14 protein-coding genes are annotated in these 14,159 nt (G+C 67.1%); 8 read left to right on the top strand and 6 right to left on the bottom strand.

Features of this window, described 5'->3' with window-relative positions; all coding sequences use genetic code 11:
* Positions 1 to 68 precede the first annotated feature (68 nt).
* Positions 69 to 476: a phosphotransferase system, HPr-related protein gene (locus tag JQX08_RS00995; RefSeq protein WP_204914077.1), complete on the top strand. Its 408-nt coding sequence runs from the start codon at positions 69 to 71 to the stop codon at positions 474 to 476.
* Between the two features lie 49 nt (positions 477 to 525).
* Here the strand turns inward: JQX08_RS00995 and JQX08_RS00990 are convergent, their stop codons facing one another.
* The 5 genes from JQX08_RS00990 to JQX08_RS00970 all read right to left on the bottom strand — a co-directional run bounded on the left by JQX08_RS00990 (position 526) and on the right by JQX08_RS00970 (position 4,692).
* Complete coding sequence (locus JQX08_RS00990) at positions 526 to 894, bottom strand: hypothetical protein (RefSeq protein ID WP_204914075.1); 369 nt, start codon at positions 892 to 894, stop codon at positions 526 to 528.
* Positions 895 to 999: 105 nt separating this feature from the next.
* Entirely contained in the window at positions 1,000 to 1,470 is a 471-nt protein-coding gene (locus JQX08_RS00985; protein ID WP_204914073.1) for a PA2171 family ribosome-binding persister protein, read from the bottom strand.
* An 82-nt stretch (positions 1,471 to 1,552) separates the two neighbouring features.
* Positions 1,553 to 2,038 carry a VOC family protein gene (locus JQX08_RS00980; protein ID WP_204914072.1) on the bottom strand — a complete coding sequence of 162 codons (486 nt, stop codon included), beginning with the start codon at positions 2,036 to 2,038 and terminating at the stop codon, positions 1,553 to 1,555.
* 102 nt (positions 2,039 to 2,140) lie between these two features.
* Positions 2,141 to 3,154 carry an alpha/beta fold hydrolase gene (locus tag JQX08_RS00975; protein ID WP_204914070.1) on the bottom strand — a complete coding sequence of 338 codons (1,014 nt, stop codon included), beginning with the start codon at positions 3,152 to 3,154 and terminating at the stop codon, positions 2,141 to 2,143.
* Between the two features lie 98 nt (positions 3,155 to 3,252).
* The gene (locus JQX08_RS00970; RefSeq protein ID WP_204914068.1) at positions 3,253 to 4,692 is read right to left on the bottom strand and encodes a methyl-accepting chemotaxis protein; all 1,440 of its coding nucleotides are present in this window, start codon (positions 4,690 to 4,692) and stop codon (positions 3,253 to 3,255) included.
* A 293-nt stretch (positions 4,693 to 4,985) separates the two neighbouring features.
* Between JQX08_RS00970 and JQX08_RS00965 the strand changes: the two genes are divergently transcribed.
* Positions 4,986 to 5,855, top strand: coding sequence for an SMP-30/gluconolactonase/LRE family protein (locus JQX08_RS00965; RefSeq protein WP_204914066.1), 870 nt, complete (start codon positions 4,986 to 4,988; stop codon positions 5,853 to 5,855).
* Between the two features lie 5 nt (positions 5,856 to 5,860).
* A complete protein-coding gene (locus tag JQX08_RS00960; RefSeq protein WP_204914064.1) occupies positions 5,861 to 7,948 on the top strand; it encodes an LTA synthase family protein in 2,088 nt (695 codons plus the stop codon).
* 236 nt (positions 7,949 to 8,184) lie between these two features.
* On the opposite strand, the gene JQX08_RS00955 is transcribed toward JQX08_RS00960, so the two are convergent.
* Positions 8,185 to 9,198 carry an AraC family transcriptional regulator gene (locus tag JQX08_RS00955; RefSeq protein WP_204914062.1) on the bottom strand — a complete coding sequence of 338 codons (1,014 nt, stop codon included), beginning with the start codon at positions 9,196 to 9,198 and terminating at the stop codon, positions 8,185 to 8,187.
* Positions 9,199 to 9,302: 104 nt separating this feature from the next.
* On the opposite strand from JQX08_RS00955, the gene JQX08_RS00950 reads away from it, so the two are divergent.
* The 5 genes from JQX08_RS00950 (at position 9,303) to JQX08_RS00930 (ending at position 13,881) form a co-directional block, all read left to right on the top strand.
* Positions 9,303 to 10,778 carry a flavin-containing monooxygenase gene (locus JQX08_RS00950; protein WP_204914060.1) on the top strand — a complete coding sequence of 492 codons (1,476 nt, stop codon included), beginning with the start codon at positions 9,303 to 9,305 and terminating at the stop codon, positions 10,776 to 10,778.
* Positions 10,762 to 11,697: an alpha/beta hydrolase gene (locus tag JQX08_RS00945; RefSeq protein ID WP_204914058.1), complete on the top strand. Its 936-nt coding sequence runs from the start codon at positions 10,762 to 10,764 to the stop codon at positions 11,695 to 11,697. Before JQX08_RS00950 ends, JQX08_RS00945 begins: the two co-directional genes overlap by 17 nt.
* A gap of 1 nt (position 11,698) precedes the next feature.
* The gene (locus JQX08_RS00940; protein WP_204914056.1) at positions 11,699 to 12,460 is read left to right on the top strand and encodes an SDR family oxidoreductase; all 762 of its coding nucleotides are present in this window, start codon (positions 11,699 to 11,701) and stop codon (positions 12,458 to 12,460) included.
* Between the two features lie 235 nt (positions 12,461 to 12,695).
* Positions 12,696 to 13,040: a ribonuclease E inhibitor RraB gene (locus JQX08_RS00935; RefSeq protein WP_204914054.1), complete on the top strand. Its 345-nt coding sequence runs from the start codon at positions 12,696 to 12,698 to the stop codon at positions 13,038 to 13,040.
* 133 nt (positions 13,041 to 13,173) lie between these two features.
* Positions 13,174 to 13,881 (top strand): type 1 glutamine amidotransferase, encoded by a 708-nt coding sequence (locus JQX08_RS00930; protein WP_204914053.1) that lies wholly within the window; start codon positions 13,174 to 13,176, stop codon positions 13,879 to 13,881.
* Positions 13,882 to 14,159: the final 278 nt, after the last annotated feature.

The raw sequence follows: 14,159 nt of genomic DNA, 5'->3' as shown, positions 1-14,159 counted from the left end.
GGGCTTTTCCCTGAATCTTTCGCCGTCGCTGCCAGTCCACTCCAGTAAGCACAGCAGAGGAGAAGGTCATGAGCAGCGAGCATCGCGAGAGGACTGGCAAGGGCAGCGACGACAGCGACGAACGCACGGGCGCACTGGAGCCGCTGGATTTCAGTGACGAGCTGGATGAGCGCGAACGGCGCGCCAGCGGTCCCGCCGAGTCAGGCGAAACGAACCTGCGCGGCGCTGAAACGCTGGGCGCGGGTCAGTACGAAGACAATGTCAGCGAGGACGACCTCAGCCCGGAAACCCTGATCCCTGATGACGGTGCGCGTTCGCCACGCGAGCGCGGCCAGGACTTCCCGGCCGACTTCGACCTGAGCATCGTCGACGAAGAAGAGATCGGCGCCGGCCACGGCCTCGACGAGGCCGAGCTGGGGCGGGTCAAGCCGCTCGATGGCAAGCGCTGGAGCGGCCGGCCGCGCGGCCAGCACTAGGTCTGACGTCACCCGGCCGCCATCGCGGCCGGGGCATTTTTAATTTGGCCTAATTGCCGCCGTTGCTGCTGCCGGTTGACTCACCGGTGCCGCTGCCCGGCTGGTGGCTGGTGCCGGGGCCTGTGTGGTCGGTAGGTTCCTTGTCGGTGCTGCTACCGCTGTGGTTGGTGTTCGACGCCGGTGCGCCGCGGTCGAGGCTGCCGTCGCTGTGCTCGCGGTCGATGGTGGTGCCGTTGTCCGTGCGCTTGTCGAGCGGGCGGCCGTCGTTGGCGGGGATCTCCGGCGGTGGCGGGGCAGTGGGGGCGGGTACCGCGGACGGGCTGGCCGGTACGGGACTGTCGGTGGCCGCCGGCAACGCCAGCGGGGCACCGAGCAGCACCGCGCCGAGGACACAGGCAGAGAAGGCGCGCGTGTTCATCTCGATTCTCCCGGGAAAGGGGCCTTACCTAGCTTCAGGCCTCCGGCGACCGGGAAGGTTCGAAGTAAATCGCGCTGGGCGTCGCGCGCGACGCATCCCGCCGGCTCAGGCCGCGTGCGCGGTCATCGACTCCTTCAGCGCCTTGCGGCGGGCTTCCATCTGCGCGCCGAGCGCTTCCAGCTGGTCCTTGCCGAGCAGCTTGCTGGCCTTGGGAAACATGTCCTTTTCCTCCTCCTCGATGTGATGCTCGAGGAGTTCCTTCAGCACCTTGGCGTGGCCGGCGAACGGCAGGGTCGCCGGGTCGGTCTTGAGCAGGTCCGGCAGCACCAGGGCGTCGACCGTGCGGTGCTCTTCCTTGGCTTCGTGGTACAGCACCGCGTCCTTCTTGCCGCCGGCCTTCAGGTAGGCGGGGTAGAAGATTTGTTCTTCGATCTCGGTGTGCACCGACAGCTCGGCATACAGCCGGTTGACCAGCTCGCGGCGCGTCTTGATGCCGCGCTCGGTGGTGTGGCTGAGTTTTTCCAGTAGCTGCTTGACCACCACGTGGTCCTGCTTGAGTAGCTCGACGGCGTTCATGGGGTTCTCCAGGCGGGGGACGGTTTGGCGCGGGGGCCATAAGCAATGACCCGCCGCCTGCCTGGATGGTTCGGGCTTTCGTTCAGCCCTGGCCGGCGCGCTGCAGGGCAGCGATGTCGAGCTTCTTCATTTGCATCAAGGCGGCCATGACCCGCTGGCCCTTGCCCGAGTCGCCACCGGCAATCAGCGCCGGCAGGGCGCGCGGCACGATCTGCCAGGACAGGCCGAACTTGTCCTTCAGCCAGCCGCACTGCTGGGCCGCCGGATCACCGCCGGCGGAGAGGTGCTCCCAGAAATGGTCGATTTCCGCCTGGGTGTCGCAGTTGACCTGCAGCGAGAGCGCCTCGCTGAAGTGGAACAGCGGTCCGCCGTTGAGCGCGATGTAGGGCTGGCCGTCGAGTTCGAAGGCGATGGTCATCACCGAGCCGGGCGGCTTGCCGTGGAATTCCTTGCCGGCTTCGCCGTAGCGCGAGATGTCGGTGATCTTCGAGTTGGCGAAGATCGCGGTGTAGAAGGCGACGGCCTGTTCGGCCTGGTCGTCGAACCACAGGCAGGGGGTGATACGCATGGCGATGGCTCCGGTGGCGGGAAGGACCAGTATGGTCGTCCGGCGCACTGGCGAATCGACAGCGTCGGCGCAGAAACCTGCGCCTGGCGCCGCGCAACCGGCTCAGGGCTGGCGCGCGAGCTGGTCCAGCAGCGTCTTGTGGAAGCGCTCCGGGGCTTCCACCTGAGGCGAATGACCGAGCTCGGGGAACTCCACCAGCGTGCCGTGCGGCAGGCGGGCGGCGGCCTGGCGACCGAGTTCCGGGTAGTTGCCGAGGCGCGCGGCGATATCCTTGGGTGCGCGGTTGGCCCCAGGCGCGGTACGGTCCTTACCGCCGATCATCAGCAGGGTCGGCGTCTGAAGACGAGCGAACTCGTGGATCACCGGCTGGCTGAACAGCATGTCCGAGGTCTGCGCCTGGTTCCACGCCACCAGGCGCTTGTCCGGGCCGTTGTACAGACCGGCGAGCATGGTTACCCAGCGGTCGTACTCGGGCTTCCAGTGGCCGTTGTAGTAGAAGCGCTGCTGGTAGGCCTTGATGCTCTCGTAACTGGTCTTAAGTTCGCCCTGGTAGAGCTGGTCGATGCTCGCATAGGGCACGCCGGCGGCCTGCCAGTCTTCCAGGCCGATGGGGTTGACCAGCACCAGACGCTGCACATTCTGCGGGTAGTTGAGGGCAAAGCGCGCAGCGAGCATGCCGCCCATCGAATGGCCGATCACCGTAGCCTTGTCGATTCCGCGCGCGGCAAGCAGCTGCTGGGTGTTCTGCGCCAGCTGGTTGAAGCTGAACTGGTAGCCCTGTGGTTTGGACGAGGCGCAGAAACCGATCTGATCGGGGGCGATGACCCGGTAGCCGGCCTGGCTAAGCACCGCGATGCTCTGCTCCCAGGTGGCCGCGCAGAAGTTCTTGCCGTGTAGCAGCACCACCGTGCGGCCATTGGCCGGTGCCTTTGCGGCGATGTCGAGGTAGGCCATCGACAACTTCTGGCCCTGCGAGTCGAACTCGAAGTGTTGCAGCGGATAGGGGTAGGTGAAGCCTTCCAGGCGCGCGCCGTAGCTGGGCGCGGCATCGGCCAGCGCAGCGCCGGCGCTGAGTGCCAGGGCGGGTAGGAGCAGGGTGGCGGCGAGTTTGGGCATGGACGTTCTCCTCGATAGGCTGGGGCTTTTGTACGACAAGCCCCGCCTCGCGAGAAGCACTGCCCGGCCGGGCAATCGTGCCGGGATGTTTCCCGTGCCTAGTCGCGCACCCGCTGGTGCAGCTGTTGCGACAGCCGCTCGAGGCGTTCGCCGAGGGCCACCAGCGACTCCTGCTCGGCGAGCAGTTCGGCGCTGGCGGCGCGCTGGCGCTGACTGGCTTCACGCTGCGCGGCGCTGTTGTCGCGCACGCGGGCCAGCTGGCGGTGCGCGTCGTCGAGCGCCTGGCTGTGCTGGAGGATCGCGCCGGACAGGTTGTCGGTGAGCGCGGCGTTGTCGCTGAGCGCCGCGCCGACGTCGCTGACCTGCGCGGCGCCGGTGTCGACGATCTGCTGCGACTCGCCGAGCACGCCCTGCACGGTGTCGGCGGTCTGGTTGCTGCGTTGCGACAGGTTGCGCACCTCGTCGGCGACCACCGCGAAGCCGCGCCCGTGCTCGCCGGCGCGCGCCGCCTCGATGGCCGCGTTGAGCGCCAGCAGGTTGGTCTGCTGGGCGATGGCGCTGATCATCTGCATCGACTCGGCGATGCGCTGGTTGCTCTGCTGGATCGCCTGCATGCTGCCCTGGGCCTGCTGCATGCGCTCGGCGCAGGTGTTGACCTGGTTGCTGCTGTGCTGGGTGTCGCGGCTCAGCTGCTGCATCTGCGCGGTGCTGGCGGCCAGGTCGTCGAGCACGCGGTGCAGGGCGACGTCGAGCTCGTGCATGGCGTCGGCCTGCTGCTGCACGTCGCCGTCGATGCTCTGGCAGCGCAGGCGGATGGTGTCGAGGGTGCGGTACAGCTGCTGCGACAGCTGACGCAGATCGCCGGCGCTGTCGCGCACTTCACTGAGCAGGCCGCTCAGCGCGTGGCTGCTGGAGGTGGCTTCGCGGCTGCTCTGCTCGATGTCCTGCAGGTGCTGCTGGGCGTCGTCGAGCGCCTGCTGGCGCAGCCGCGCGCTGTACCACTGACCGAGCCAGGCGGTCAGCAGCGGCAGGAGGAAGCCGGAATATTCGTTGACCCGCGCATCGCGCGCGCTCAGCTCGAACTGCGGCAGGCTGGCGCCGCTGCGGTCGAGGACGATCAGCCAGACCACGAAGACGATCTGCAGCACCGTCCAGAACGCCGCGGAGACCCCGCCGATCAGCAGGTAGGCGAGGCCGATCAGCGCCACCGGCCAGAGGATATGCGCCGAATGCAGGCCGCCGAGGTGGTAGACCAGGAACATCGCGTAGGCGCTGGTCAGGCCGATGACCAGGTTGGCGATGCCGCGCAGCGGCAGCCAGGCGTTGCGCAGGCTCAGCAGTGCCAGCGGCATGCCGATGATCAGCAGGAACGAGCCGCGCACCAGCGCGCCGTAGCCGAGGTGGCCCCATTTGACGCCGCTGTAGAGGCCCACCAGCAGAGCGCAGACGCCCATCAGCGCGAGCATGCGGCCGAGCAACTCGTCGCTGTGGTTGAGTGGGGTGGGTGGCATGAAGGTGGCGAGTAGCCCGTGTTGCATGGATGAAAAACTCCATTGTCGTTTTATGCCGACTGTGTCGGTCGTTGCTGCTGCCACTTGAGGCGCTGGCGCAGGATGCGGCGCGGCGTTTGCCTGATGGCAAATGGCCTTGCCACGGTACTGGGCGAGACGCCGCGCGGCGACCCGTCGACGATGAACTGGCGCTGCATTGAGCCCCTGAATGGCTGGTTAGCTGCGTGGCTTATGGCTGGGCGCCGCCCGCTGCGCTGCCGCCGACAAAATTTTCACGGGGCGCAGTCGAGAATCCGCGCACTTCCGATTCGAGACCGCCCATGCCCCTGACCTTGCAACCCACCCACCGGCGGCGCTGGCTCTGGCTGCTTGCCGCGCTGCTGGTGGGTGGGCTCGCCGTACCGGCCTGGCGGCATCTGTTCCCGGTCACTGCTGCGGCGGGCTGGGACTACCGCGTCTACCAGCAGGGCATCAGCCGCGTCAGCGCCCTCGCGCTGGACGGCAAGGGCGGCCTGTACGTCAGCCAGGAAGCGCTGGACGGCCGCGGCACGATTCTCCTGCTGGCGGCCGACGGCCAGCGCCGCGAGGTGCTCGGCGGGCTGTCCAAGCCAGACGGTCAGGCGATGTTTCGTGGCGGCCTGGTCACCGGCCAGGAAGAAGGCCCGGGCCCGGTGCTGTGGCTGCACGACGGCCAGCGCAGCGTGCTATTCCAGGCCGACAGCGTCGAAGGCATCGCCGCTGACGGACGCTACGTGTACGCCATCGAAGACAAGACCAGCGGCGGTCGGCTGCTGCGCTACGACGCCGATAGCGGCACGCTGGAGGTGCTGCGCAGTGGGCTGATCGAAGGCGAGGGCGTCAGCCTGTGCGACGACGGCCGGCTGTTCTATGTCGAGAAGGCCAAGGGCTGGGTCAAGCAGTGGCAGGCCAACGGCGTCGACCGCCTGGTGGTCGACGGCCTCAACCAGCCCGGCTTCGTGCAATGCACGGCAGACGGCCTGTGGATCACCGAAGACGCCACGCACATGGCGCGTCTGCTGCTGGTCGACCCAACCGGGCGTTTGCAGGTTATTCTCCGCCACCTGCGTTCGGCTCAGACCATCATTCCGGTCGACTCCAGCCGCTACCTCGTGGCGGAACAGGGACGCGACCGTATCCTCGAAATCAACCGTCAATCCATGGACCCCTAAGCCCAATGACCTCCACGGAAGCCTTGAGTCAGAAACCGCCGTTCCGCATCAGCCACCCGACCATCAAGAGCCACCTGGCCTTCACCCTGCTCAGTGCCCTGGCGCTGCTGGTGCTCTACACGCTGCTGCGCGGGGCCTTGCTGGCCTACAACCGCGACCTGATCGGCGACAGCCCGCTCGCGGTGTTTATCGAAGCCTTCTACAACGGCATGCGCTTCGACCTGCGCGTGATCGTCTACGCCTGCGTGCCGCTGCTGCTGTCGCTGTTCAGCCTGCGCGCCATGGGCGCGCGCGGTCTGCACCGGCTGTGGCTGACGTTCTTCGCCAGCGTCACCCTGTTCCTCGGCCTCACCGAGCTGGATTTCTATCGCGAGTTCCACCAGCGCCTGAACAGCCTGGTGTTCCAGTACTTCGAGGAAGACACCCGCACGGTAATGAGCATGCTGTGGAATGGCTTCCCGGTCGGCCGCTACCTGCTGGCCTGGGCGCTGGCCACGGTGCTGCTGTACCTGCTGTTCAAGCGCATCGACCTGCTGACCCGCCCCAAGGCCGCGACCGCCGTGGCGCCGGGCGCGGCGCGTAGCGCTTCGCCCTGGTACCTGCGTGGTGCGGTGTTCGTGGTGTGCCTGCTGGTGGCGGTGGTGATCGCCCGCGGCCACCTGCGCCAGGGCCCGCCACTGCGCTGGGGCGATGCCTATACCACCGACTCGATGTTCGCCAACCAGCTGGGCCTGAACGGCACGCTGACGCTGGCCGACGCCGCCTCGCACAGCTTCTCCTCGCACCGCGACAACGCCTGGAAGGCGACCATGGAAGACGCGCAGGCGCTCAAGCTGACCCGCGAGATGCTGCTCACTCCGCTGGACACCCTGGTGGATGCCGACAGCGCGGCGGTGCGTCGCGACTTCAACCCGCCGGCGGCGAACACCCTGCCGATCCGCAACGTGGTGGTGATTCTCATGGAGAGCTTCGCCGGCCACTCGGTTGGCGCGCTGGGCAGCCCGATCAAGGGCATCACCCCTTACTTCGACAAGCTGGCCGAAGAGGGCCTGCTGTTCGACCGCTATTTCTCCAACGGTACCCACACCCACCAGGGCATGTTCGCCACCATGGCGTGCTTCCCCAACCTGCCGAGCTTCGAGTACCTGATGCGCTCGCCGGAAGGCGCACACCAGTTCTCCGGCCTGCCGCAGCTGCTCAGCGCGCGTGGCTTCGACAACCTCTACGTGTACAACGGCAACTTCCAGTGGGATAACCAGTCCGGCTTCTTCAGCAACCAGGGCATGACCAACTTCATCGGTCGCGAGGACTTCGTGAACCCGGTGTTCATGGACCCGACCTGGGGCGTTTCCGACCAGGACATGTTCGACCGCGGCGCCGCCGAGCTGGCCAAGCTGCCCACCGACAAGCCGTTCTACGCGCTGCTGCAGACGCTCTCCAACCACACGCCGTATGCGCTGCCGAAGGACCTGCCGGTGGCCCCGGTCACCGAGCACGGCACCCTCAACGATCACCTGACCGCCATGCGCTACGCCGACTGGGCGCTCGGCCAGTTCTTCGAGAAGGCCAAGCAGGCGCCGTACTACAAGAACACCTTGTTCGTGCTGGTCGGCGACCACGGCTTCGGCGGCCAGCAGCAGCTCACCGAGATGGACCTGTTCCGCTTCAACGTGCCGATGCTGCTGATCGGTCCGGGCGTGCAGGAGAAGTTCGGCAAGCGCAACCACACCGTCGGCACGCAGATCGACATCGTGCCGACCATCATGGGTCGCCTGGGCGGCGAAACCCGTCACCAGTGCTGGGGCCGCGACCTGCTCAACCTGCCGGCGGGCGACACCGGCATCGGTGTGATCAAACCGTCGGGCGGCGAGCAGACGGTGGCCATCGTCAACGCCGAGCGCATCCTCATCCAGCCCAAGGGCTTCGAGCCGCGCCAGTACCGCTACCAGCTCGGCGCGCAGCCGGCGGCTGAGCGGGAAAGCGAGATCGACCCGCAGCTCAAGCAGCACCTCGAGGGCTTCCTGCAGACGGCGACCAACAGCCTGCTGAACAACACCGCCGGGGTGAAGGACAGCAAGCAGCAAGAGCAGTAAGCAAACAGGGGCCGCAAGGCCCCTTTTGTTTGGTGCGGGTTTTGTGGTTCTCCATGCAGGCACCTTCCTCGCAGGCCCGGGTGCCGGCGCGAGTTCCACTGGATTCCCGCCTACGCGGGAATGACGGTTCTTGCGGACCAGGCTTCAGAGGCTCGACGCAGCCCAGGTTGTCTCGTCATTCCCGCGCAGGCGGGAATCCAGCAACGCGCAGCTCAGCGCTGTCGGTTGGCGACCCGCTACTGACGACGGTAGTGCTGCGGGGACACGCCTTTCCAGCGCTTGAACGCGTGGCTGAAGTTGGACGCTTCGCCGTAGCCGAGGCGGGCGGCGATCTCCTCGAGGCTCAGGCCGGTAGCCAACAGCTCCTCGGCGAGCACCTCGCGCACCTCGTCCTGCAGCTGGCGGAAGCTGGTGCCTTGCTCCTCCAGGCGGCGGCGCAGGGTGCGCGAGGTGGTGTTCAGCTCGCCGGCCAGGCTCTCCATGCTCGCCAGGTAGGCGGGTTTCGCCAGCAGCCGGTTGCGGATGCGCCCGGCCAGGCCGGTGCGCACCCGGCGCTTGGTCAGCAGTTTCTGGCACTGGTCCTCGCAGTGGCGCACCACTTGCGGATCGGCGCCCGGCAGCGGCAGGTCGAGCACCCGGCTGGGGAACACCAGGCAGTTAGTAGCGGCCTCGAACTCGGGGGCAACGCCAAACCAGTCGTCGTACGCCGCGCTATCGTCCGGCGCGCCGAGGCGAAAGCTGGCGCGGTCGAGGGCCAGCGGGCGGTTGGTGAGGTCGCGATGGATGTTCATGATCGCCGCGGCATCGCGCTCGACGATGAAGCGCCGCAGGTCGCCGGGGAGGGCGCTGTCGTCGAGGAACAGCAGGGCCTGGCCGTCGCGCTCCTCCAGGTAGATGCGCGTGAAGGCGTAGGTCAGGTCGACGAAGCGCAGGCCGATGGACGCCGCGCTGCGAAAGCTCGGGCTGCTCAGCAGGGCGAAGCCCCAGATGCCATAGGTGTTGAGGTGGTAGCGCATACCGGCCTGCACGCCGAGGCCGGGCAGGTGGCCGAGGGCACCGACCAGGTTGCGGATCAGCTGCAGCTCCTGCTCGCTGCCGACCTCGGCGTCGGGGTCGGCCAGCGTCTGCCCGTTCAACCCGGTGCCGGCCAGGCAGCGCTCGGCGCTGAGGCTGTGATCGACGCCGAGTTGGACGAGCAGCTGCACGCTGGTCGCACTGCGGCGGGCGGGTTGGCGGGGCGGCTTGTTCATCGGTGGCGCACGGTTGTCCGGAAATCACATGTGATGACCGACTATGCCATAACGACGTCGCGTCCAGCTGCATTAGCATCCTCGGGATTCGAGAGGAGATAACAATGCACAAGAGTCCTTTGAATACGGCGCCGTTGCGCGTGCTGATCATTGGCGCGGGCTTCGGCGGCCTGGGCCTGGCCATCCAGTTGCAGAAGGCCGGCATCGGCGATTTTCTGATTCTGGAGAAGGGCGCCCAAGTCGGCGGCACCTGGCGCGACAACACCTACCCGGGGGCGGCTTGCGACGTGCCCTCGCACCTTTATTCGTATTCCTTCGAGCCGAAGAGCGACTGGTCGCGCAAGTTCGCCCCGCAGGCGGAAATCTTCGCCTACCAGCAGCACTGCGCCGACAAGTACGGGCTGCTGCCGCAGATTCGCTTCAACACCGAGGTGGCCAGCGCCGAGTTCGACGAGGCGGCGGGGCTCTGGCGGGTACTCACCAGCGACGGCGAGACCTTCAGCGCCCAGGCGCTGGTGAGTGCTTGCGGGCAGCTCAACCGGCCGGCCTATCCGCGTCTGCCCGGCATGGAGCAGTTCCGCGGCGAGGTGTTCCATTCCGCGCGCTGGAACCACGCCTATGACCTGCGCGGCAAGCGCGTGGCGGTGGTCGGGACTGGCGCCAGTGCCATCCAGTTCGTCCCGGCGATTGCCCCCGAGGTCGCCCAGCTGCACCTGTTCCAGCGTTCGGCGGCCTACGTGATCCCCAAGCCGGACCGCGCCTACAAGCCCTGGGAGCTGGCGGTGATGCGCCGCTTTCCGGCGCTGCAGAAGGTCGACCGCCTGCTCAAGTACATCCAGCACGAATCGCGGGTGCTGGCCTTCTCGGTGTTCCCCTCGCTGATGAAGGTGATGCGCGGCGCGTTCGCCCGCCATCTGGCGCGCGGCATCGCCGACCCGCAGCTGCGTGCCAAGCTCACCCCGGACTATCCGCTCGGCTGCAAGCGCATCCTGATCTCCAACGACTACTACCCGGCACTGGCGCGGGCCAACGTCGAGGTGGTCAATGACGGCATCCGCGAGGTGACCGCCAACGGCGTGGTCACTGAAGATGGGCGCGAGCGCCCAGTGGACGCGATCATCTACGGCACCGGCTTCGCCGCCACCGACTTCCTCGCGCCGATGCACATCACCGGGCGCGGCGGTCTGGACCTCAACCAGGCCTGGCGCGCCGGCGCCGAGGCGTACCTGGGCATCAGCGTCAGCGGCTTCCCCAACCTGTTCATCCTCTACGGACCGAACACCAACCTCGGCCACAACTCGATCATCTACATGCTCGAGAGCCAGTTCCGCTATGTGGTCGGCTGCCTGCGCGAACTGCGCGACCAGGGCCTGCGCGCCATGGAGCTGAAGCCCGAGGTGCAGCGCCGCTTCAATCAGGATCTGCACAAACGCGTGCAGCACACCGTGTGGGAGCAGGGCTGCACCAGCTGGTACAAGACCGCCGAGGGCAAGAACACCAACAACTGGCCCGGTTTCACCTTCACCTATCGTCAATACACCCGCCGTCCGGAGCTCGCCGACTATGAATGCACCCGTTGACTTCACCGCCGCCGATGCCGGCCAGCCGCTGCTCCGCGCCGTGCTGCGAGGCACCTTGCGCCTGCTGTTCCGTGGCCTGGTGCGCCCGCCGATGCCGATCGCCGGCCAGCGCGCGCTGATCAAGGCACTGACTGCGATGCCGCTGAAGGTCAGCGGAGTGACCCGCAGCGCCGGCGAGCTCGGCGGACGCCCCTGCGAGTGGCACCGGCCGCAGCACGACAGCGGTGCGGTGCTGCTCTACCTGCACGGCGGCGCCTACCTGATTGGCGCGCCGTCGACGCACCGGGCGATCTGCACCATGCTGGCCAAGCGCGGCGGCCTGGCGGTGTGTGCCCTGGACTACCGCCTGGCGCCGGAGCATCCCTATCCGGCGGCCCGCGAGGACGCGGTGGCGGCCTACCGCGCCTTGCTCGATGCCGGCTATCGCGCCGAGCAGATCTTCATCGGCGGCGACTCGGCCGGCGGCAACCTCAGCCTGATCACCACCCAGCAGCTCAAGCGCCTGGACCTGCCGCTGCCGGCCGGGCTGGTCTGCCTGTCGCCGTGGACCGACGCCAGCGGCGAGCACCTGCACCAGCCGCCGGCCGGCGATCCGCTGCTGCACCCGGCCTGGCTGGATCAGGCCATCGCCTTGTATTGCCCGCCGGGTCTGGATCGCTGCGACCCGGGCCTGTCGCCGCTGCATGGCGACCTGGCGCTTCCGCCGCTGCTGATCCAGGTCGCCGAGGACGAGGTGCTGCTCAACGACAGCCTGCGTCTCGCCGAACGCGCGCGTGCCGCTGGCACGCGGGTGCGCCTGGAGCGCTATCCGGGGCTCTGGCACGTGTTCCAGGCGCACGTCGGCATGCTCAAGGCCGCGGACCTGGCCCTGGCGCGCATCGTCGCCTTCATTCACGAACAGCAGGAAGCCCGCAGCTGACATGGACAACATCCTCATTACCGGTGCCGCCTCCGGCATCGGTGCGGCGACCGCGCGGCTGTTTCATGCGCGTGGCTGGAAGGTCGGCCTGCTCGACGTCAACCACAGCGCGCTGGCCAGCCTCGCCGCCGAACTGAACGGTGCCTGGCATGCGCCGCTCGACGTGACCGACGCGGCCGCGGTGCAGCAGGCACTGGCGGACTTCTGCGCGCAGCACCAGGGCCAGCTGCGCCTGCTGTTCAACTGCGCCGGGGTGCTGCGCTTCGGCCATTTCGAGGCGATCAGCCTGGACGAGCACCTGCGCATCCTCGACATCAACGTGCGCGGCCTGCTGCAGATGACCCACGCGGCGTTCCCTTATCTCAAGGCCACGCCCAGTGCGCAGGTGATCAACATGAGCTCGGCCTCCGGGCTGTATGGCACGCCGCACATGGTCAGCTACTCGGCGTCGAAGTTCGCGGTGCGCGGCCTGACCGAGGCGCTGGACCTGGAATGGCGGCGCCACGGCATCCGCGTCGGCGACCTGATGCCGCCGTTCGTGCGCACGCCGATGGTCGACAGCCAGCAGTTCGAGCCGCCGACCCTGCGGCGCATGGGGGTGAACCTGCAGGCCGAGGACATCGCCGCGGCGGTGTGGCAGCAGGCCCAGGGCGCCGCGGTGCACCGCCCGGTGAGCGGGTCGTTCCGCCTGATGTACGCCTTCGCCCAGGTGACGCCGGCCTGGCTGAACCGCCTGACGATGGGCTGGCTCAGCCGCGAGTAGGCGGCGCGGGCGTCTAGTCCGCTTGTCCGCTGCCGGGGGCAAAACCCGCCTGCCAGCGCTAAGCTCCAGGCAGGGTTCTGGTCGGCCAGTCTCGGTCGATCACCCTGCCTGGGCTGCGGTACTGGGCCTGACACCTGTCTCGATGCGTTATGTGTCTATCGCTATGCCGATCGCAGTGATCGGCCTGGAGGGAAATGCGGAACCATTCATACATCGATTGAAAGGAGGTCATCTTATGAGCACTGCCTTCCACGATGATGCCAGCAGTAAAGTGCTGCACCGCATGAAAGAGGGTGGCTTCGACTTCACCCGGTTCCATCCAATCGAGTTCTACGTCATTTTTCCCGATGAGGAGCGGGCGCGAATGGCGGCGAAGAAATTCCGTCAGGGCGAATCGTTGAATACGCAGGTCAGTGCCGGCGAGAACGGTGACTGGCAACTGGCGGTGAGCAAAGTCATGTATGCCACCTATGAGGACATCGGTGACTTCTCGCAGGACATGGAGTCGCTGGTCACACCGCTTGGCGGTGTGCTCGATGGTTGGGGCGTCACCCAGGAAATCCGTGGCCCGCGGGCCTGATACCTTCACGTCGTAAGGAAGCGCGCCGTCATTCCGCAGCTCGAAGGAATGACGAGCGCTTCATCGAAGCCTGCCCCGTTCCGAATCCGGCACGCGCTTTGCCTGAGATCGGGCCCACGGAGGTAGTTCAGATATGACCGATATCTTGATTCTCACACACGTCGATTTCTGCCCAGCCGGCCATCTGGCACGGGTGCTGGACGAACATCAGCTGGATTTCAGCGTCCTGCGCGTCGACCTTGGCGAGCTGGACGGCTACGACCTGGACCTGCCCAAGGCGGTGGCGGTAATGGGCGGGCCGATGAGCGTCAACGATCCGTTGCCCTGGATCGCGACAGAAATTGACGCATTGCGCCACTTCATCCACCGCGATATCCCGCTGATCGGTCATTGCCTGGGCGGCCAGCTGTTGGCCAAGGCGCTGGGCGCGCGGGTCAACCGGATGCCTTACACCGAGGTCGGCTGGCAGCCGCTGCAGCGCGCCGCGCTGGCGGACAGCGCCTGGCTCAGCCAGCTGCCGGACGAATTCGTCGTCTACCAATGGCACAACGAGACCTTCGACTTGCCCGACGGTGCGCAGCGCCTGCTGTCCAGTCCCTGGTGCCCGAACCAGGCGTTCGTCTGGGGCGACAAGGTACTCGGCCTGCAGGGCCACCCGGAGATGACCGAGGACCTGGTGCGCCTGTGGCTGCGTGACTGGGCGCACGTGCTCGACGAGACGCAGGCCAGCCAGCAGAGCATCCGGCAGATGCTCACCGACCTGCCGACCAAGGTTGCGGCAATGAACGGCGTCGCCGAGCGTTTCTACCGCCACTGGCTAGGCCTGGCCCAATTGGTGTGAATGCAGCGGACGGGCGGCTGCTCGCCCGTCCGGTCCTGCCGAGCGCTATCGGCAGCGAACCATTTCCTTTCCGCTCGACTCCTATCTTTCACCTCGCCCACTCGCGGCGCGACGGCACCGGCTGTGCGGTCGCTGGCCATGCACCTGCCGTGGAATAGGGCGTGCCCTGATTGTGGCTCCTTTGGCGTGCACGGTTGTGGTGCGCTGCAAGGCTGCTGTTTGTCTAAGTGATTGAATCAAAAGGGCTTGATTCGATGGCACGGCGCTTGCGATGAGCG

The sequence above is a fragment of the Zestomonas insulae genome (assembly GCF_016901015.1).
Classification (GTDB): domain Bacteria; phylum Pseudomonadota; class Gammaproteobacteria; order Pseudomonadales; family Pseudomonadaceae; genus Aquipseudomonas; species Aquipseudomonas insulae.
The sequence above is the reverse complement of the archived record's forward strand: the minus strand, read 5'-3'. Positions and strand labels throughout refer to the sequence as shown.

Coding starts and splice junctions, on each gene's coding strand:
- JQX08_RS00995 (WP_204914077.1), top strand. CDS start 69: ATGAGCAGCGAGCATCGCGAGAGGACTGGCAAGGGCAGCGACGACAGC.
- JQX08_RS00990 (WP_204914075.1), bottom strand. CDS start 894: ATGAACACGCGCGCCTTCTCTGCCTGTGTCCTCGGCGCGGTGCTGCTC.
- JQX08_RS00985 (WP_204914073.1), bottom strand. CDS start 1,470: ATGAACGCCGTCGAGCTACTCAAGCAGGACCACGTGGTGGTCAAGCAG.
- JQX08_RS00980 (WP_204914072.1), bottom strand. CDS start 2,038: ATGCGTATCACCCCCTGCCTGTGGTTCGACGACCAGGCCGAACAGGCC.
- JQX08_RS00975 (WP_204914070.1), bottom strand. CDS start 3,154: ATGCCCAAACTCGCCGCCACCCTGCTCCTACCCGCCCTGGCACTCAGC.
- JQX08_RS00970 (WP_204914068.1), bottom strand. CDS start 4,692: ATGCAACACGGGCTACTCGCCACCTTCATGCCACCCACCCCACTCAAC.
- JQX08_RS00965 (WP_204914066.1), top strand. CDS start 4,986: ATGCCCCTGACCTTGCAACCCACCCACCGGCGGCGCTGGCTCTGGCTG.
- JQX08_RS00960 (WP_204914064.1), top strand. CDS start 5,861: ATGACCTCCACGGAAGCCTTGAGTCAGAAACCGCCGTTCCGCATCAGC.
- JQX08_RS00955 (WP_204914062.1), bottom strand. CDS start 9,198: ATGAACAAGCCGCCCCGCCAACCCGCCCGCCGCAGTGCGACCAGCGTG.
- JQX08_RS00950 (WP_204914060.1), top strand. CDS start 9,303: ATGCACAAGAGTCCTTTGAATACGGCGCCGTTGCGCGTGCTGATCATT.
- JQX08_RS00945 (WP_204914058.1), top strand. CDS start 10,762: ATGAATGCACCCGTTGACTTCACCGCCGCCGATGCCGGCCAGCCGCTG.
- JQX08_RS00940 (WP_204914056.1), top strand. CDS start 11,699: ATGGACAACATCCTCATTACCGGTGCCGCCTCCGGCATCGGTGCGGCG.
- JQX08_RS00935 (WP_204914054.1), top strand. CDS start 12,696: ATGAGCACTGCCTTCCACGATGATGCCAGCAGTAAAGTGCTGCACCGC.
- JQX08_RS00930 (WP_204914053.1), top strand. CDS start 13,174: ATGACCGATATCTTGATTCTCACACACGTCGATTTCTGCCCAGCCGGC.